The organism is Variovorax sp. GW458-11-26-14-LB1 (genome assembly GCF_059423965.1).
In genome coordinates this window covers 68627-87156 of sequence record NZ_JBWKYW010000020.1, presented here as the reverse complement: position 1 = coordinate 87156, position 18530 = coordinate 68627, and the positions used below count along the sequence as shown (strand labels likewise).

At 67.2% G+C, this 18530-nt stretch carries 16 protein-coding genes; 8 read left to right on the top strand and 8 right to left on the bottom strand.

Annotated elements, in window-relative coordinates; translation table 11 throughout:
* Positions 1-18: 18 nt before the first annotated feature.
* The 4 genes from AC07YS_RS15525 to AC07YS_RS15510 form a co-directional block, all read right to left on the bottom strand.
* Positions 19-1575: a polyamine aminopropyltransferase gene (locus tag AC07YS_RS15525; protein ID WP_370869692.1), complete on the bottom strand. Its 1557-nt coding sequence runs from the start codon at positions 1573-1575 to the stop codon at positions 19-21.
* Positions 1572-1790 (bottom strand): DUF350 domain-containing protein, encoded by a 219-nt coding sequence (locus tag AC07YS_RS15520; protein ID WP_062473571.1) that lies wholly within the window; start codon positions 1788-1790, stop codon positions 1572-1574. The genes AC07YS_RS15525 and AC07YS_RS15520 overlap by 4 nt, the downstream gene beginning before the upstream one ends.
* Before the next feature lie 60 nt (positions 1791-1850).
* A complete protein-coding gene (locus tag AC07YS_RS15515; RefSeq protein WP_070063341.1) occupies positions 1851-3332 on the bottom strand; it encodes a DUF4178 domain-containing protein in 1482 nt (493 codons plus the stop codon).
* Positions 3333-3438: 106 nt separating this feature from the next.
* Positions 3439-4488, bottom strand: coding sequence for an SPFH domain-containing protein (locus tag AC07YS_RS15510; RefSeq protein WP_062473577.1), 1050 nt, complete (start codon positions 4486-4488; stop codon positions 3439-3441).
* A gap of 176 nt (positions 4489-4664) precedes the next feature.
* On the opposite strand from AC07YS_RS15510, the gene AC07YS_RS15505 reads away from it, so the two are divergent.
* The 3 genes from AC07YS_RS15505 to AC07YS_RS15495 all read left to right on the top strand — a co-directional run bounded on the left by AC07YS_RS15505 (position 4665) and on the right by AC07YS_RS15495 (position 8083).
* The gene (locus AC07YS_RS15505) at positions 4665-7013 is read left to right on the top strand and encodes an NADP-dependent malic enzyme (RefSeq protein ID WP_070063343.1); all 2349 of its coding nucleotides are present in this window, start codon (positions 4665-4667) and stop codon (positions 7011-7013) included.
* Between the two features lie 180 nt (positions 7014-7193).
* Positions 7194-7607 (top strand): guanyl-specific ribonuclease, encoded by a 414-nt coding sequence (locus tag AC07YS_RS15500; protein ID WP_056574987.1) that lies wholly within the window; start codon positions 7194-7196, stop codon positions 7605-7607.
* 50 nt (positions 7608-7657) lie between these two features.
* On the top strand, positions 7658-8083 hold the full coding sequence (locus tag AC07YS_RS15495; protein WP_095747788.1) for a barstar family protein: 426 nt from the start codon (positions 7658-7660) through the stop codon (positions 8081-8083).
* A gap of 43 nt (positions 8084-8126) precedes the next feature.
* Here AC07YS_RS15495 and AC07YS_RS15490 read toward each other — a convergent pair whose 3' ends face one another.
* The 4 genes from AC07YS_RS15490 to AC07YS_RS15475 all read right to left on the bottom strand — a co-directional run bounded on the left by AC07YS_RS15490 (position 8127) and on the right by AC07YS_RS15475 (position 13177).
* Complete coding sequence (locus tag AC07YS_RS15490; protein ID WP_495269359.1) at positions 8127-8276, bottom strand: hypothetical protein; 150 nt, start codon at positions 8274-8276, stop codon at positions 8127-8129.
* A gap of 92 nt (positions 8277-8368) precedes the next feature.
* Positions 8369-9136, bottom strand: coding sequence for a 16S rRNA (adenine(1518)-N(6)/adenine(1519)-N(6))-dimethyltransferase RsmA (gene rsmA, locus AC07YS_RS15485; RefSeq protein ID WP_495269358.1), 768 nt, complete (start codon positions 9134-9136; stop codon positions 8369-8371).
* 26 nt (positions 9137-9162) lie between these two features.
* Complete coding sequence (locus tag AC07YS_RS15480) at positions 9163-10566, bottom strand: peptidylprolyl isomerase (protein WP_062473582.1); 1404 nt, start codon at positions 10564-10566, stop codon at positions 9163-9165.
* Between the two features lie 19 nt (positions 10567-10585).
* Positions 10586-13177: an LPS-assembly protein LptD gene (locus AC07YS_RS15475; protein WP_159274211.1), complete on the bottom strand. Its 2592-nt coding sequence runs from the start codon at positions 13175-13177 to the stop codon at positions 10586-10588.
* Positions 13178-13309: 132 nt separating this feature from the next.
* Here AC07YS_RS15475 and AC07YS_RS15470 point away from each other — a divergent pair, with 132 nt between their 5' ends.
* The 5 genes from AC07YS_RS15470 (at position 13310) to AC07YS_RS15450 (ending at position 18530) form a co-directional block, all read left to right on the top strand.
* Positions 13310-14407, top strand: coding sequence for an aminoglycoside phosphotransferase family protein (locus AC07YS_RS15470; protein ID WP_495269357.1), 1098 nt, complete (start codon positions 13310-13312; stop codon positions 14405-14407).
* 79 nt (positions 14408-14486) lie between these two features.
* Positions 14487-15218 carry a 16S rRNA (uracil(1498)-N(3))-methyltransferase gene (locus AC07YS_RS15465; protein WP_495269356.1) on the top strand — a complete coding sequence of 244 codons (732 nt, stop codon included), beginning with the start codon at positions 14487-14489 and terminating at the stop codon, positions 15216-15218.
* 107 nt (positions 15219-15325) lie between these two features.
* Complete coding sequence (locus AC07YS_RS15460) at positions 15326-16681, top strand: M20/M25/M40 family metallo-hydrolase (protein WP_495269355.1); 1356 nt, start codon at positions 15326-15328, stop codon at positions 16679-16681.
* Between the two features lie 100 nt (positions 16682-16781).
* Positions 16782-17246, top strand: a complete 465-nt coding sequence (locus AC07YS_RS15455) for a YidB family protein (protein WP_062473592.1) — start codon at positions 16782-16784, stop codon at positions 17244-17246.
* A 105-nt stretch (positions 17247-17351) separates the two neighbouring features.
* Positions 17352-18530 carry an MFS transporter gene (locus AC07YS_RS15450; protein ID WP_495265874.1) on the top strand — a complete coding sequence of 393 codons (1179 nt, stop codon included), beginning with the start codon at positions 17352-17354 and terminating at the stop codon, positions 18528-18530.

The window sequence follows — 18530 nt, the reverse complement described above, 5'->3', positions numbered from 1 at the left end:
GCCTGGGGGCGAGCCATATCAGTGCGCCATGACCTTGCCCCACTCCTGTTCGTAGGTGGTGACGAGGGTCTGGTTCGACAGGCGGTTCACTTCGGTCGGCACGCGCGCCATGTCGAGCGGAAAGTCGAACATCAAAGGCAACGTCGCCGGCGTGAGAAAGCGCATGCCGCCCGGCAGCGCATCGGGCAGCCGGTAGGGCCGGTGGCTGGCGATGATGTAGCCCCATTCGCCGAAGCTGGGCACGTGCGCGTGGTACGGCGTGGCCTTCAGGCCGACCGACTCGATGGTGCTCGCCACGGTCCAGTAGCTCTTGCGCGCCACCAGCGGCGAGGTGGTCTGGATCACGGCATAGCCGCTGGCCGACAGGCGCCGGTCGAGCAGCGCGTAGAAGCTGTTGGTGTAGAGCTTGCCGATGGCGAAGTTGGTCGGGTCGGGAAAGTCGACCACGATGACGTCGAAGGTGTCGCCCTCCTGCTGCAGCCACTGGAACGCGTCGGTGTTGACGACCTTCACCTTCGGCGACGAGAGCGCGTGCCCGTTGAGCGCGGCCAGCGTCTCGTGCGTGGTGAAGAGCTGCGTCATGTTCGGATCGAGCTCCACCAATGTGACCGACTCGACCGAGGGGTACTTGAGGATCTCGCGCACCGCCATGCCGTCGCCGCCGCCGAGCACGGCGACTTTCTTGGGCGCGCCGTGCGCCGCCATCGCGGGGTGCACCAGCGCCTCGTGGTAGCGGTACTCGTCGCGCTCGGCGAACTGCAGGTTGCCGTTGAGGAACAGCCGGTGGCCCAGCGCGCCGCGCGTGACCACGATGCGCTGGTAGGGCGAGCTGGCGCTGAAGACGATGCGGTCCTGGTAGAACTTGTCTTCCGCCAGCGTGGTGATGTGGTCGGCACCCCAGAAGGCGCCGATGAGCGCGGCCAGCGTGAGAAAGCAGGCCACCGCGTGCGCGCCGGCGCGGCGCAGCTCATGGCGGAACAGCCACAGCGCCCACACGGCCACTGCGGCGTTCATCACGCCGAACAGCAGGCCGGTGCGGATCATGCCCAGCTGCGGCACGAGGATCAGCGGGAACGCGACCGACACGGCGAGCGCGCCCAGGTAGTCGAAGGTCAGCACCTGCGACACGAGGTCCTTGAGCACGATGTTGCGCTTGAGGATGCGCATCACCAGCGGAATCTCGAGCCCCACCAGCGTGCCCACCACCACCACGAGTCCGTACAGCAGCAGCCGGAACGCGCCCGGCACGTAGGCGTTGGCCAGGAACAGGATCGCCGGCAGCGCGCCGCCGATCAGCGCCACGAGCAGTTCGATGCGAAGGAAGTGCGCCGGCAGCTGCCGGTCGAAGTAGCGCGAGAGCCACGAGCCGACGCCCATGGCGAACAGGTAGGTGCCGATGATGGTGCTGAACTGCAGCACCGAGTCGCCGAGCAGGTAGGAGCTCAGCGCGGCCGCGCTCAGTTCATAGACGAGGCCGCAGGCCGCGACGACGAACACGCTGGCGAGCAGCGCGATCTCCACGGGTTGCGGCCCCCGCGCATCCGGGGTGCGCGCGGGCAGGGCCGCGTCGCTCAATGGATTGCTGCGGCCACGATGACGCTGATGCCGAGGCACATGGCGGCCACGACGAGCGCCAGCGCCCTGTTCTGCTTCTCGACGATCTCGCCCCACAGGTCATAGGGGGTGATCTTGTCGATGATCAGAAAGCAGATCCAGAAGACCACCACGCCGATCAGCGCATACACGAGCGATCCGAGGACCACGCCCGGTTTCAGCCATTCAATTCCCATGGGGACCTCCAGTCGTAGCAATAAAGAGAGAAACAAGAGAGCGCCTGCGCGCGATCTTCGTCATTTGTGGCCGCCGCCGCTCGAATAGCCGCCGTACGAACCGCCCGAGCTGCGGTACCCGCTCGAGGAGCCGCCGCTGCAGTTGCTCATCATGATCAGCACGAAGAGGATGACCACGATGACGAGGATGATCGTGCCGCAGCCCATGCCCGACGCGGCGCTCACGGGCAGCGCGTCGCCGCGCGAGAACAGGTCTTTCTTGGCGTCGAGCTTGAAGGCCGTGGCCACCGCGCCGCTGTCGATCTTGCTGCCCGACGACCACGTCAGCTCGTTGGCCGAGCGCTCCATCGAGAGCAGCGCGCCGCCGCTGGCGAAGTCGCGGTTGAAGGTCTTCTGCCCGCGCTCGACCTGCCAGTAGAACTCGCCGGCCACGTAGGTGGTTTCGGCGTTGTAGGCGTACTGTTGCTGGTAGCGCTTGTTGAGGTAGGTGGCGGTAGTGCCGTTCTCGGCCATCACGGGCGCGCCGGTGGTCGGCTTGACCATGCTCCAGCCGTCTTCGGCATCGACCAGGAAGCTGAAGCCGCGCTTCTTGTTGTACAGCAGGTACTCGTCCCAGCCGAACTGCTCGTCGTCGCCGGGCTCCTGGCCCATGCGGTGCTGGAAGCCCACCACCTGCCACTGCGCGCCCTGCAGCTGGCCCACGCTGCCCAGCGCGATGAGCGGGCGCACCGGCTCGTTCTGCTCGGCGTGCTTGAGCTCGCCGCCGATGCCTTGCGACAGGTCGATGATGCTGTTGCACGAGCCGCAGGTGATGCTCTTGCTGTCGGCCAGGTTGACCGTGACGGGCGAACCGCAATTGGGGCAGTTGAAGCTGCGGCCCTTTTCGTCCTTCGCCGATTCATCGCGCAGGCCGGTGAGCTGCAGGTCGTCCAGCTGCACCGAGCGGCCGAGGTAGGCCGTGGGCGGGGCGGTGCCGTAGTCGATGCTGAGCACCAGCCCCTTGTCGTTGCGCAGTTCGACCATCGCGAACGGTTGGCCGAGCTCGGGCAGGTGCGGCAACTCGCCCTGCGCGGAGGTCAGCGCCACCTGTTCGTTGGAGGCGACGGTGTAGCTCTGGCCGGCGAAGGCGGTGGTGGCGCCCACGCGCAGGTCGGCGGGCGGCGGCGCGGCGCGCTGCAGGTCGAAGGGCAGCGCGAAGACGTAGGCGCCGTTGTCCTCGCTGAGGACGCCGGTGCGGTCGCCGTCGAGCGCGGCGATCCACTCGGTCCAGCGCCCGCCGGGGTAGGTGTACTGCAGCCGGCCGATCAGCGTGAAGGGCTTGTCCTGGATGCGGCCGGCGGCGAACAGCTGCAGCGGGCTGAAGTCGTCGAACAGCTCGGCCATCTTGCCGGTGCGCGCGAGCGTGTCGCCCTGGCGCACGACGGTGCTCTGGCAATACGGGCAGACCGCGTGCGTCGATTGCGCCGAGCGGAATTCGACCGGCGCGCCGCAGCCGGGGCAGGGCGCGCGGTAGTAGCGTTGGGAGCCGGTTTCCTCAGCCATGGCGCACCGGGTGCGATGGCGCGGCCGGCCACGAATGATTCAAGCCCAAAAGGCCTCTGACGCCCGCTGGACGGGCGTCAGTCGCTATCGAAAACATTGCGACGAATCAGACGAGCTTTTTCAGCAGTTCGGCCTTCTTGGCGTCGAACTCTTCCTGCGTGAGGATGCCCTTGGTCTTGAGTTCGCCGAGCTTCTCGAGCGTGGTCATCACGTCGGCGGCACTCACCACGGCCACGGCCGGCTGCTGCGTCGTGGCCGCGGCCTGGGCCGCCGCATTGGGACTCAGGCCCTGCGCGAGGTTCTGCGCCAGCACCTGGCCGAGCGCCACGCCGGCGCCCAGGCCCATCGCGTCGCCCGCGATGCCGCTGCCACCCGCTGCGCCTTCGGCGAACTTGGGAATGGCTTGCGCCGTCTGGTACTGCATGAACTTGCCCATGTCGTTGCCGACCATGCCCATGCCGATCTTCTGGTCGAGGATCTTCTGCAGCTCTTCAGGCAACGAGACGTTCTGGACCGTGATGTTCTCGAGCTTGATGCCGATCTTCTCGAATTCGGGCACCAGCTGGGTGGCCAGCGCGGTCGCGAACTGGATCTGGTTGGCCGCCAGGTCGAGGAAGGGCAGGCCGCTGGAGGCGATGGCGTTGCTGATGTTCTGCAGCACCAGGCCGCGCAGCTGGCCGTCGAGGTCGGCCACGGAGTAGATGTCGCGCGTGCCGGAGATTTCGGTGTGGAACAGCTTCGGGTCGCCGATGCGGAAGCTGTAGTTGCCGAAGGCGCGCAGGCGCACGGCGCCGAAGTCCTTGTCGCGGATCGTGATCGGCTGGGGCGTGCCCCACTTCTGGTCGACCTGCTGGCGGGTGCTGAAGAAATAGACGTCGCTCTTGAAGGGGGATTCGAAGAGCTTGTCCCAGTTCTTCAGGTACGTGAGCACGGGCAGCGTCTGCGTCGTGAGCTTGTACATGCCGGGGCCAAACACGTCGGCCACCTGGCCTTCGTTGACGAACACCGCCATCTGCGACTCGCGCACGGTGAGCGAGGCGCCGTTCTGGATTTCCATCTCGGCCATCGGGAAACGCCAGGCCAGCGTGCCATCGCCGGACTCGGTCCACTGGATGATGTCGATGAACTGTTTCTTGATGAAATCCATCAGGGCCATGGTCGTTCCTCTCGAGATGTTGTCGGTTTGTGTCCCAGCCACACATATTGCCACAGGGCCTTGACGGTGCCCCGTGCTTTTGGTCATGCCTGCCACCGGCCATGCGACGTAGGGCGGTATGGACCGAGGTCTACAATCGGCGCCCCCAGAAGAAGCGCCACCAGGAGCAACGGCACATGTCCGATTCGACCGCATCGTCCCCTTCGACCCCCACCCCGGAAGACAAGCGCGCCCTGTTGCGCCGTGCCGCCCTCGAGTACCACGAGTTTCCCGTCCCCGGCAAGATCGCCATCGCGGCGACCAAGCAGATGGTCAACCAGCGCGACCTGTCGCTGGCCTACTCGCCCGGCGTGGCCGCGCCCTGCGAGGAAATCGTCAAGGACCCGGCCAACGCCTTCAAGTACACCTCGCGCGGCAACCTCGTGGGTGTCATTTCCAACGGCACCGCCGTGCTGGGCCTGGGCGACATCGGCCCGCTGGCCTCCAAGCCGGTGATGGAAGGCAAGGGCGTTCTCTTCAAGAAATTCGCCGGCGTCGACGTGTTCGACATCGAGATCGACGAAAAGGACCCGGTCAAGCTGGTCGAGATCATCGCCTCGCTGGAGCCCACCTTCGGCGCCATCAACCTGGAAGACATCAAGGCCCCGGACTGCTTCTATGTCGAGCGCGAGCTGCGCAAGCGCATGAAGATCCCGGTGTTCCACGACGACCAGCACGGCACGGCCATCACCGTGGCGGCCGCCATGCTCAACGGCCTGAAGGTGGCCGGCAAGAACATCGCCGAAGTGAAGCTGGTCACCTCGGGCGCGGGCGCCGCGGCGCTGGCCTGCCTGAACCTGCTGCTCAAGGTGGGCCTGAAGCGCGAAAACGTGTTCGTCACCGACCTGGCCGGCGTGGTCTACGAAGGCCGCGAAGAGCTGATGGACGACGACAAGCGCCAGTACATGCAGAAAACCGACATGCGCAAGCTGTCGGAAGTGATCGCCGGCGCCGACGTGTTCCTCGGCCTGTCGGCCGGCGGCGTGCTCAAGCCTGACATGGTCGCGAAGATGGCGCCCAAGCCGGTGATCTTCGCGCTGGCCAACCCGAACCCCGAGATCGCCCCCGAAGACGCCCATGCGGTGCGCAACGACGTGATCATGGCCACGGGCCGCACCGATTACCCGAACCAGGTCAACAACGTCCTGTGCTTCCCGTACATCTTCCGCGGCGCGCTCGACTCGGGCGCCACCACCATCACCGACGAGATGGAGATTGCCGCGGTGCACGCCATCGCCGAGCTGGCCCAGGCCGAGCAGAGCGAACGCGTGGCCGCCGCCTACGCCGGTGAAAAGCTGAGCTTCGGCCCCGAATACCTGATTCCGAAGCCCTTCGACCCGCGCCTGATGATGAAGATCGCGCCGGCCGTGGCCAAGGCGGCCGAGGAAAGCGGCGTGGCGCTGCGCCCGATCAAGGACCTGGACGCCTACCGCGACAAGCTGCAGAGCTTCGTCTACGCCTCGGGCACCACCATGAAGCCGATCTTCGACGCCGCCAAGCGCGCACCGAAGAAGCGCGTGGCCTACTGCGAAGGCGAGGAAGAGCGCGTGCTGCGCGCCGCGCAGATCGTGGTGGACGAAGGCCTGGCGCGCCCGACGCTCATCGGCCGCCCGGCCATCATCGCCCAACGCATCGAGAAATTCGGCCTGCGCCTGAAGGAAGAGCTCGACTACGACGTCGTCAACGTCGAGCAGGACCACCGCTACCGCGACTTCTGGCAGACCTACCACCGCATGACCGAGCGCAAGGGCCAGACGGTGCAGACCGCCAAGATCGAGATGCGCCGCCGCCTCACGCTGATCGGCGCCATGCTGCTGCACAAGGGCGAGGTCGACGGCATGATCTGCGGCACCTGGGGCACCACGCTGATCCACCTGCACTACATCGACCAGGTGATCGGCAAGCGCCCCGGCGGCTGCGCCAGCACCCCGCAGGACGTGCCCGTGTACGCCTGCATGAACGGCCTGCTGCTGCCCGACCGCCAGGTGTTCCTGGTCGACACGCACGTCAACTACGACCCGACGCCCGAGGAACTGGCCGAGATCACGACCATGGCGGCCGAGGAAATGATGCGTTTCGGCCTCAAGCCGAAGGCCGCGCTGCTGTCGCACTCCAACTTCGGCACCAGCAACGAGCCCAGCGCCGTCAAGATGCGCAAGACGCTCGACCTGCTGCGCGTGCAGGCGCCCTGGCTCGAAGTGGACGGCGAAATGCACGGCGACGTGGCGCTGGACAGCAAGCAGCGCGCGGTCGTCATGCCGCACAGCGCGCTCGCGGGCGACGCCAACCTGCTGGTGTTCCCCAACATCGACGCCGCCAACATTTCTTACAACCTGCTCAAGACCGCGGCCGGCGGCAACATCGCCATCGGCCCGGTTCTGCTCGGCGCGGCCAAACCTGTGCACATTCTCACGGCGAGCGCGACTGTTCGCCGCATCGTGAACATGACAGCCTTGACAGTGGCCGACGCAAACGCCGAGAGATAGGCCATTTGGCGAGAGTGGACGCCAACTTAAGGCGTCGCTTTCCGTCCCCGCGACTGCTCAAACTTTGGGCAGTCGCTTGCTATTTTCGCCAGCGTGGTGCACACTCGCGGGCTTGAATTTGCGGGTTAACCCCGAGGTTGAGCGCAATTCAAACCCCCCGCTCTTTTCTTGTGGTGCCCCATGGCGGCTTACGCCTCGATCACGTCCTCTGTCACTAAGTTTGCGCTCACCAGCTTGATGCTGGTGGCTCTGACGACGGGGGCCGAGGCCCGCGGATGGTTCGGCGCCGACAAAACGTCCTCCGAGGCATCGATTGCCCTGACCGATCTGCCGGTCCAGGGCCAGCGAACCTACCAGGCCATCCTTGACGGTGGCCCCTTCCGGTACGACAAAGACGGCACGGTATTCGGCAATCGCGAACGCATCCTGCCAGCGGCACGCCGCGGGCATTACCGCGAATACACGGTGCCAACGCCCGGCGCGCGCAACCGCGGTGCCCGGCGAATCGTTTGCGGTGGCGAGCAGCGCACGGCGCCCGAAGCCTGCTGGTACACGGCGGACCACTATGCGAGTTTCAGACGGATTGCGCCATGAGCGATGACAACGACCTGAGCGGCGCCCCGAAGCGCCCCGACGAGATGATGATGACTATGGAAAGACCAGCGGATATGACCTTATCCCTTCGAGCCGTACGCCCGAACATCGTGCAATCGATCCGCGCGTTCCGCGTGAACGACCTGCAGGATGCCGCCAACGCGGCCGGCCAGCACTTCCTGTACGCCAACCTGGGCAACGCCCAGACCAAGCAGGACGTGCTCGACCTGATTGCCCAGCAGTTCACCTTCCCAGCGCACTTCGGCAAGAACTTCGACGCGCTGTACGACTGCATGACCGACCCGTTGCATAAATCGGGCCCGCAGCCTGGTTTCGTCATCGTGCTCGAACAGATCCCGGCCAACGCCAAGTTCGACAAGGAAGCGCGCGAGCAACTGCTCGACATCTTCCGCGACGCTTCGGACTACTGGGGCGATCGCAAGGTCCCGTTCCGCTGCTTCTATTCTTTTCTGTAGCCCGTTCTGCATCCACCAGCCAAGCAGAACGGGCGAACGAGGCTCAGCCGACCGCTGAAACCCTCGATGGCATCGAAGTCAACACCACCGCCACGGCAGCCGCCGCGGCCACGCCCGCCGCCAGCACCGAGCCGGCCGGCGAGAAAATGCCGACCGACAAGCTCGTCGACGTGTCGCCCCTGGCGCTGCGCATGAGTAGCCCCTTCAACGCGGGGTACTGGCTGGCAGCTGCGTAACTGCAACCGCTCGCCGTCACAAAAAAAGCCCGTCATCGACGGGCTTTTTTCATGGGGGAACGGCCTGGGCCAGTGCAACGTATTCGGCCACCGGCACCTCCTCGGCCCGGCGCTGGATGTCGAACTCGCCGGTGAAGCCGTGCTCCCCCAGCCACTTGCCCAGCGTGTGCCGCAGGATCTTGCGGCGCTGGCTGAAGGCGACCTGCACGATCTCGCCGAGCCGCGCCGCATCGACCACCGGCGGCTGCGCGAGCGGCGCCATGCGCACCACGGCGCTGTCCACACGCGGCGGCGGGTCGAAGCTCTCGGGCGGTACGAACAGCACGTTCTCCATGTCGTAGCGCCACTGCAGCATCACGCTCAGGCGGCTGTAGTCCGAGGTGGCGGGTCGGGCCACCATGCGGTCGATCACTTCCTTTTGCAGCATGAAGTGCTGGTCGGCGATCAGGTGGGCATAGCCCAGCAGGTGGAACAGGATCGGCGTGGAGATGTTGTAGGGCAGGTTGCCCACCACGCGCAGCGGTTTCGGTTCGGCCTTGGCCGCGAGTTCGGCGAAGTCGACCTTGAGCACGTCCGACTCGATGACGTCGAGCTGCGGATGCTCGCGCAGCCGCTTGGCCAGATCGCGGTCGAGCTCGATGACCGTCAGGCGGCCAAGCCGCTCGACCAGCGGCTGCGTGAGCGCCGCCAACCCCGGCCCGATCTCGACCATCGCATCGCCGGGCTGCGGCGCGATCGCCTGCACGATCCCGTCGATGATCCCGCCGTCGGACAGGAAGTGCTGTCCGAACCGCTTTCTTGCAATGTGCTGTGCCATCGCGGCCTAAGACGCTGCCGCGGCCATCAGGACTGCGGCGTCTCGCGGTATTCGACGTAGGCGCGCGCGCGCACTTCCTGCACCCAGGTGGTGAAGGCTTCTTCGACACGCTGTTCGCGCAGCGCGGCACGCGCGGCTTCGCGCTGCTCCGACTGGCTCAGCTTGGCTTCGCGGCGGCCGACCACCTGGATCAGGTGGACACCGAAGCGCGACACCACGGGGTCGCTGATCTGGCCAGGCGTGAGCCGGTCCATGGCTTCCTCGAACTCGGGCACGAACTGGCCGGGGCGCGACCAGCCGAGGTCGCCGCCTTCCTTGGCGCTCGCGTCCTGCGAGTTGTCGCGCGCCAGGCCGGCGAAGTCGGCGGTACCGGCCTGCACGCGGCGCTTGAATTCCTGCAGCTGGGCCACCGCCTGCGCGGTCGTGCGCTTGGGGTCGTTCAGCAGCAGGATGTGGCGCACCTGGGTCTGGGTGATGGACGCATCCGACGAACCCACCTGCGCCTTGGTCAGCACCTTGAGCACGTGGAAGCCGGCGCCCGAGCGCACGGGTCCGGCGATGCCGTTCACCGCGGTCGATTGCGTGGCCTCGACGAACACCGGCGGGTAGCGGTCGGCGCTGCGCAGGCCGAGCGCGCCGCCGTTGGCACGGTCGGGCGAGTCGGAGTTCTCGCGTACCAGCTTGGCGAAGTCTTCGCCGCTGCGCGCGCGCTGTGCGAGGTCGGTTGCCTTCTTCTGTGCGGTCGCGACCTGCGCCTCGGTGGCGTTCTCGGGCACGGCCACCAGCAGCTGAGCGATGTTGAGGTTGAGCAGGGCGTTGTTCTTGACGGCGCTCTCGCGCTGGTCGCGCAGGTACTCGTCGGCCTCGGTGTCGCTGATCTTGACCTTGGACTCGACCTCGCGGTCGCGCAGGCGCGTGAGCAGCAACTGGTCGCGCAGGTCGTTGCGGAATTCGCGCGGCGAGATGCCTTCGGCCGCGACGCGGCTGCGCAGTTCGGTGAGGCTGATCTCGTTCTGGCGGGCCACGGTCTGCTCGGCCTGGTCGATCGCCACGTCATCGACCTTGATGCCGTTTTCCTTCGCCAGCTGCAGCTGCGCACGCTCGGTGATCAGGCGCTCCAGCACGAGGCGCGTGAGTTCGGCGCGCGGCACGCGCTCGGCGTCCGGGTTCTCGCGGATCAGACGGGTGACACGCGACTGCACCTCGGTGTTGGTGATCGGCTCGGAGTTGACCAGCGCCACGATGTACTCGGCCGCGCGCTGCACCGGCGCCGCCGCGGGACCGGCCGGGCGCGCCGCCGGCGGCACGATCCGGGGACCGGCACGCATGATGTCCGTGATGCCGCTGCCGGAACGAAAGCCCTGTGCGCCAGCCGTTGCGGCGATGGCCGCAAGGCAACCCAGGGTGATGAGGGAACGGATGTGTTTCATGGCGTGGACGGTCGTCGTTTCAGTCGTAATTGGTGAAGCGGCTCGGGGCTTCGGTCGGTTGACGCAGCGGCTGGTAGCGCTGGATGTTCTGTCGCAGCGCCTGCATCGGGCTCGAGCCGATGCTGGAGAACCCGACGAATTCGAGCTGGAACATGATGCGGGTGTTGGCCGTCACCTGGCCGGTGGTGATGCGCTGCAGCACCACACGGCTGATCCAGCAGCAGCCGTCGTACTCGACCCCGAGCACGCCGTCCGTGAGCTTCTTGTCCTGCAGGCTGTAGTTCAGGCGACCCACGGCGTACCAGCGTCCACCGCCTTCGCCCTTGCCCGGCCCGAGGTCCTTGCCCTTGTCGCCCCACAGGTCGTTGAGCGGCCATTGCCAGCCGAAGTCGATCGACTTGTTGCCGTCGGTGGCCGTGGGCGTGCTCGGCGCCTGGTAGCGGAAGGCGGCGCTGAGGTTGCGGTACGGGCCCGGGTTGTAGCGCGCGCTGATCGCGCTGCGCGTGGAGCGGCGCGAATCGGGGTTGTACTGGAGCAGCGTGTCCAGGCTCCACTTGGGCGTCCAGTTGATCTGGGCGCCCAGCAGCAGGTCGCTGGTGCGGTCGGTGACCGGCGCGACGCCCGGCAGCGTGACCTTCTGGTCGGCGAAGCGGAAGCGCTGCGCGATGCCGAAGCGCACGGCTTCGACGCCGGTGCCCGGATCGATCAGGCGGGACGTGACGCCCAGCGTGAGCGCGTTGGTGTCCGAGATGCGGTCCGCGCCCGAGAACGCGTTCTCGGTGTAGATGGTCGCAAAGCTGAAGTCGTTGGCGGCCGAGTCGTAGTTCGGCAGCATGCTCTGGTTGCGGTACGGCGTGTACACGTAGTACGCGCGCGGCTCCAGCGTCTGGCGGAAGGCGCGGCCGAAGTAGCTGGCGTCGCGCTCGAAGACCAGGCCGCTGTCCAGGCTGAAGGTCGGCACGACGCGGTTCGACGAGGTCGGGAAGAAGTACAGCTGGCTCGGGTTGTACGGCATCCCGTTCACGTAGTCGATGCCGTTGACCGACACCTTCGGAATGGACGACTGCGGCAGGTAGTAGTTGTACGAGGTCGCGTGCAGCTGCAGCTTGGGGATGACGAACGAACTCGGCGTGAGGAACGGCCGGCTGATCGCCGCCTGCGCGAACACGCGGTCGCCGTCGGGCTGCGACTGCTGGATGAGGTCGAAGCCGGGCTGGCCGGCCAGGATGCTGTTGACGCGAAAACGCGAGTAGTCGGTGTTCAGCGAAACGTCGAAGCCGTGCCAGTCGTACTTGGCGTAGTTGGCCGTGATCTGCGGCACGCGGTCGTACGAGGGCACGACCGGCGACAGGTTGTACTGCAGCGTCTGGTAGCGCAGGGCGCGCACCGCGCCGCTCCAGTCGCCCTTGGTCCAGTTCAGTGAGGCATCGTTCGGCAGCTGGCGCTGCGCCAGCGTCGGCGTGCGCGTGAAGTCGCGCCAGTAGTCGTTGTCGCTGACGCGGTTGATGTTGAGGCTGGCGGACAGCGAGTCCAGGCCCAGCGCCTTGGCGTCGAAGTCGTGGTGGTGGTTGAGCCACAGACCCCAGCGCTTGCTGCTGTCGGGCGGCTTGCCGAAGTTCAGGTCCTTGAGCGCGATCTCGCCGTTGTTCAGCTTCTGCAGCTGCTCGGCGCGCGCCTCGTTGTAGCGCTGGCCCACGAGGCGGTCGCTGCCCATCAGGTCCAGGCGGATGCTGCCGCTGTAGTCCTTCTCGAGGTAGCGGAATTCGCTGGCCAGGTTGAGCCCGCGCTTGCTCATCAGCGTGGGCGTGAAGGTGGCGTCGCGGTTGGGCGCGATGTTCCAGTAGTAGGGCTGCGCGACCTCGAAGCCGTTGGTGTTGTCCAGCCCGATGGTGGGCGGCAGCAGGCCGCTCTTGCGCTCGTTGGACAGCGGGAAGGTCACGCGCGGGATCGGCGGCGTCGTGATGCCCATGAAGCTCATGCGCGCATCGATGGCGACGCCTTCGTTTTCCTCGGTGTCGGTGGTCAGCGTGGCGGCGGTCAGCAGCCAGGCCGGCATCCAGCCGGGGAAGTCTTCGCGGCGGCAGGTGGTGTAGCTGGCGCGCCGCGCGATCGAGACGTTGGAGTCGACGAAGTCGATGCGCTCGGCCTCGCCGTGGCCGCCGGTCGCGAGGAAGCGGTAGCGCACGTTGTTGAAGAAGCCCTCGAAGGTCTCGAGCTTGAGCTCCAGCTCGGGGCCTTCGTACACGTTGCCGGCCTGGTTGACCCGCACGTTGCCGGTGGCCTTGGCGCGGTCGTCGGGCTGGTAGTACTCGAGGCGGTCGGCCGTGATGGCGACCGGGCCACGACGCAGCGTGGCGTTGCCCTCGACCACGGTCTCGAGGTCGGGGCGGCCGGAAATGCGGTCGCCGGTGACGAGGCTGGGCAGCTGGCTGCGTTGCACGGGCGTCAGCGTCTCGGTGAGCAGCGGCGTGCGCTTCAGCGTGAGCGGTCCCTCAAGCACACCGGCTTGCTGGGCGAAGGCGCCATGCGCGTGCAGCAGCGCCAGCGACAGCACGGCCAGTGGCAGCGGCGGGCTCGAACGTCGCAAGGCAGCGCGTGGGGTCGTAGGCATCGATTCGGAACGAAAAATCGTCGGGACGGCGCGGCAAGCCGGCGGGTTGCGGGGTCCGGCAGCCACCCCGCCCGGTCGGATCGACCTCGAGCAGGGGTGCCGCGCCAGGCGGATTTGTAGAATTGATTATCCATGACAGCACCTTCGACCCCGGCGTCCACGACCCCACACCCCGCCCAGGCCATTCTCTGGACAGATCCGCAGCGGGCCGAAGCGTTCCGGGGCTGGCTGGCCGGCATTGCCGACACCCGGCAACTGCGACCGGACACCGTCCGGCTGGCCTCGGCCGACGCGAGCTTTCGCCGCTACTTCCGCCTCGACACCACCGACGGTGGCACGCGCATCGTGATGGATGCGCCCCCCGACAAGGAAAACAGCGCCCCCTTCGTGCAGGTGGCGCAGCTGATGACCGAGGCCGGCGTGACGGCGCCACAGGTGCTCGAATGGGACCGCGACCACGGCTTCCTGCTGCTCGACGACCTGGGCCGCCAGACCATGCTGGACGTGATCGACCCGGCCCGCCCGGACGCCAACCGGCCGCTCTACGACCTGGCCATCGACGCGCTGATCCGCTGGCAGCTGGCCTCCAAGCCCGGCGTGCTGCCGCCCTACGACCGCGCGCTGCTCGAGCGTGAACTGGCGCTCTTTCCCGAGTGGTACATCGGCAAGCACCGCGGCGTGGCCGTCGAGGGCCAGCTGAAGGAGCGACTGGACCGCGCCTTCGCGCTGATCGTCGAGAACAACCTCGCGTCGCCGAGCGTGTACGTGCACCGCGACTTCATGCCACGCAACCTGATGGTGGGCGACGACGCCGACCAGCCGCTGGGCGTGCTCGACTTCCAGGACGCCGTCTACGGCCCGATCACGTACGACATCGCCAGCCTGATGCGCGACGCCTTCCTGAGCTGGGACGAGGAGTTCGTGCTCGATATCACCATCCGCTACTGGACCGCCGCGCGCAAGGCCGGGCTGCCGGTCGACGAGGACTTCGGCGCCTTCTACCGCGCGGTCGAATGGATGGGCCTGCAGCGCCACCTCAAGGTGGCCGGCATCTTCGCGCGCCTCACGCTGCGCGACGGCAAGCCGCGCTACCTGGCCGACACACCTCGCTTCATCGCTTACATCCGCGCCACCGCCAGCCGCTACATCGAATTGAAGCCGCTGCTGCGCGTGATCGACGAGGTCGAGGGCACCACGGCCGTCACCGGCTTCGCCTACGGCCGAGTCTGAAGAGAAACTGAAAAAAGCCGAAAAAGAAAATCGCTGTAGCGCCCGCACCACGGGCGCCGTCAGCTCCTGATCTCATCGCATGCCCCGTTTTCACTGCTCCGTGCCGCTGACCGCCGGCGCCAGCCTGGCGCTGCCGCCGGGCGCCGCGCGCCATGTGCAGGTGCTGCGCATGCAGCCCGGCGACACGCTCACCCTGTTCGATGGCGCGGGCGGCGAGTACGCCGCGACGGTCGAGCGCATGGGCCGCAGCGAGGTCGCCGTGAAGGTGGGGACCCACACGCCGGTGGAGCGCGAAGCGGCCCGCGCCGTGCATCTGGCGGTCGGCATGCCGGCCAACGAGCGCATGGACTGGCTGGTCGAGAAAGCCACCGAACTCGGCGTGACCAGCATCCAGCCGCTGGCCACGGCGCACGGCGTGCTGCGCCTGTCGGGCGAGCGCGCCGAGAAGAAACGGGCGCACTGGGAAGCCATCGCCGTCGCGGCCTGCGAACAGTGCGGTCGCAACCGCGTGCCGGTGATCCATCCGGTGCAGTCCTTCGCGGGCTGGCTCGGCAGCGCTGCCGCCGCGGATACGACAGCGACGCGCTTGGTGCTGAGTCTGGCCGACGGCACGCGCGCCGTCACCGCCGTGGCCGCAGAGACACCCACCGCGCAACCGGCGCTCGTGCTGAGCGGCCCCGAAGGCGGTCTCAGCGCCACCGAGGAACAGGACGCCATCGCGCGCGGCTTCGCACCAGCCACGCTCGGCGCGCGGGTGCTGCGCGCAGAAACCGCGGCACTCGCGGCGCTGGTGTCGCTCGTCGGCGCCTGAGCGGTTCGGGGGGTGTTTTCCGCGAGGCGCACACCGGGCGCCTGCGGAACAATGGCCGCTTCGTTTTTTCCTTGTTCAATCCGCCTCCCGGAAGGACCGCTCCCCCCATGCCTCGTTCATCCCGCGCGTTTCGTCTCGCCCCCCTCGTCCTGGCCGCGCTGTGCGCCATGCCCGCCGTTCACGCCCAAAGCCAGGCCGTTGCCCCCACACCGGCGCAAGTCAGCCCCGCGGTCGACCAGGCCTACACCCAGCTCATGGCGTCGCCCGCGATCCGCAAGCTGCTGGAATCGGTCAAGGCCGACCACGAACGCACGGTCGAAGAACTGAAGACGCTGACAGAGATCGAGGCGCCGCCCTTCAAGGAACAGAAGCGCGCCGAAGCCTTCCTGGCACGGCTGAAGGCACTCGGCCTGCCTGACGCGAAGATCGACGCCGAGGGCAACGTGATCGGCCTGCGCAAGGGCACGGGCAACGGCCCCAAGCTGCTGATCTCGGCGCACCTGGACACGGTCTTTCCGGCCGGCACCGACGTCAAGGTGAAGGAGCGCGACGGCAAGCTCTTCGCGCCCGGCATCGGTGACGACACGCGCGGCCTGTCGGTGCTGCTGTCGTGGCTCAAGGTGCTCAACGACAACAAGATCCAGACCGTGGGCGACCTGATGATCGTTGCCAACGTCGGCGAGGAAGAGCTGGGCAACCTGCGCGGCATGAAGGCCATCTTCCGCGACCACCTGGACATCGACGGCATGGTCGGCCTGGAGCCCTCGCCCGACGGCCACGTGCTGGTGCTCGGCACCGCGAGCCATCGCTACGAAGTCACCTTCAAGGGCCCGGGCGGCCACAGCTTCGGCGCCTTCGGGCAGGTGCCCAGCGCGATCCACGGCATGGGCCGCGCCATCGCCAAGATCGCCGAGGTGCGCACGCCCAGCTTCCCCAAGACCACCTTCACCGTCGGCACCGTCGGCGGCGGCACCTCGGTGAACACCATCGCGCCCGATGCGCGCATGGCCATCGACATCCGCTCGGACGACATGGTCTCGCTGCTGGAGACCGAGAAGAAGATCCTCGCCACGCTCGACGAGGCCGTGGCGGAAGAAAACAAGCGCTGGAACGTGACCAGCCTGAGCGTGAGCACCAAGCTCATCGGCGACCGCCCGGGTGGCCGCACGGCGCCCGACTCGGTGATCGTCGAGGCCGCCACGCGTTCCAACAGTGCTTTCGGCCACAAGACGCTGCTGCGCGGCGGCAGCACGGATGCGAACGTTCCCATTTCGCTGGGCATCCCGGCCATCATCATCGGCGGCGGCGGCAAGTCGGGCGGATTCCACTCGCTGGCCGAGTCGATTGACGTGACAGATGCATGGAAAGGCGCGCAGAATTCGCTCGTCACCGTGCTCGGCCTGGTCGGTGTGCAGGGCGTCAGCCCCGCGCTCCTGCCGAAACGCGCAGCACGCAGCAAGTAATTTGTCACGTTGCCAGTTCGAAAGTGGCCGCGCCACTTTCGGCAAGCGGGTCGCCACATTGGAAAATGTGAGCGTTTCTGTCACACACCAAGGAATGGTCATGGGGTTGCTCGATTCGGTACTCGGTCAGGTGCTAGGAGGCGCTGCACAACAGCAGCAACCGCAAGGCGGTGGCCTCGGGGGATTGGGAGATCTCGGAGGCCTCGCCGGTGCCCTGGGCGGCCTGCTTGCCAATAACGGCGGGCAGGGCGGCCTCGGCGGCATGGTCTCGAAATTCGAGCAGGCGGGCATGGGCGACGTGATCGGCTCGTGGATCGGCAACGGTGAAAACAAGCCGGTGTCGGGCGATCAGCTGCAGAACGCGCTGGGCGGCGACACGATCGCCGCCATCGCCTCCAAACTCGGCATCAACGCACAAATGCTGCTGCCGATGCTGGCCACCATGCTGCCGGCCCTCATCAACCAGCTCACGCCGCAGGGCAAGGTGCCCGAGCAAGGCCTCGGCAACCAGGACGACCTCCTGGGCTCGCTCAGCGGACTGCTTCAAGGCAACAAGCCGACCTGACCTGCCACCCGGCGAATTTCATTCTCAGAATTCCGGCGCCCGCGAGGGCGCTTTTTTTTGGCCGGCGCCTTGCCTTCGTCGCCCAATCGCGTAGAACCGCGCCCCATGAATCGCAATCTGTGGCTCCTGGCCATCTGCCAGGGCCTGCTCCTGACCAACAACGTCACCTTCATCGCCATCAACGGTCTCGTGGGCCTGGGCATCGCACCGCAGGGCTGGATGGCCACGCTGCCGGTGATGGGCTATGTGGTGGGCGGCGCGCTGAGCACGGGGCTGGTGGCGCGCACGCAGCAGCGCTTCGGCCGCCGCGGTTCGTTCCAGATCGGGCTGGCGGTGGCGGTCGGCTCGGCGCTGCTGTGCGCCTACGCGGCGTCCTCGAAGAACTTCTGGCTGCTGTGCTTCGCGACCGTGGTCGCGGGCTACTACAACGCCAACGCCGGGCTCTACCGTTTCGCGGCGGCCGAACTGGCACTGCCGGCCTGGCGCGAGAAGGCCGTGTCGATGGTGATGGCCGGCGGCCTGATCGGCGCGGTGGCGGGGCCGAACCTGGCGACCTTCACGCGCGAAGCGCTCTCCGTGCCCTTCGCCGGCGCCTACATCGCGCTGGCGGCGGTGGCATTGCTCTCGATGGCAGTGATGCATTTCATCGAGTTCCCACCGTCACCGACACGCAAGGAAGCCGCCGGCGGCAGGCCGCTGGGCGAGATCATGCGCCAGCCCGTGTTCATCGTGTCGGCCGCTGCGGGCGCTCTGAGCTACGGCGTGATGAACCTGCTGATGGCCGCCACGCCCATCGCAATGCAGATCTGCAGCCTGCCGTTTTCCGACGCGGCGCTGGTGCTCGAATGGCACGTGATCGGCATGTTCGCGCCGGGCTTCTTCACCGGCCACCTGATCCGCCGCTTCGGCACGCTGCCGGTGATGGGGGTGGGGCTGGCGCTCAACCTCGGCTGCATCGTGGTGGCGCTGTCGGGCGTGGACCTGCACCACTTCCTGGTGGCGCTGTTCCTGCTGGGCGTGGGCTGGAATTTCCTGTTCACCGGCAGCACGACGCTGTCGCTCACGGCCTACACGGCCGAGGAGCGCGACCGCGCCCAGGGCGCGCTCAACTTCTGCGTGTTCGCGACGCTGGCGCTGACCTCGTTCGCCTCGGGTGTGCTGGTGACCACGCAGGGCTGGCAGCTGTTGAACTACGGCTCGCTGGTGCCGGTGGCCCTGACCGGCGCCGCGCTGCTCTGGCTCGCGCAGACGCAACGCCGGCGCGCGCCGGTGGCCAAGGCCTGA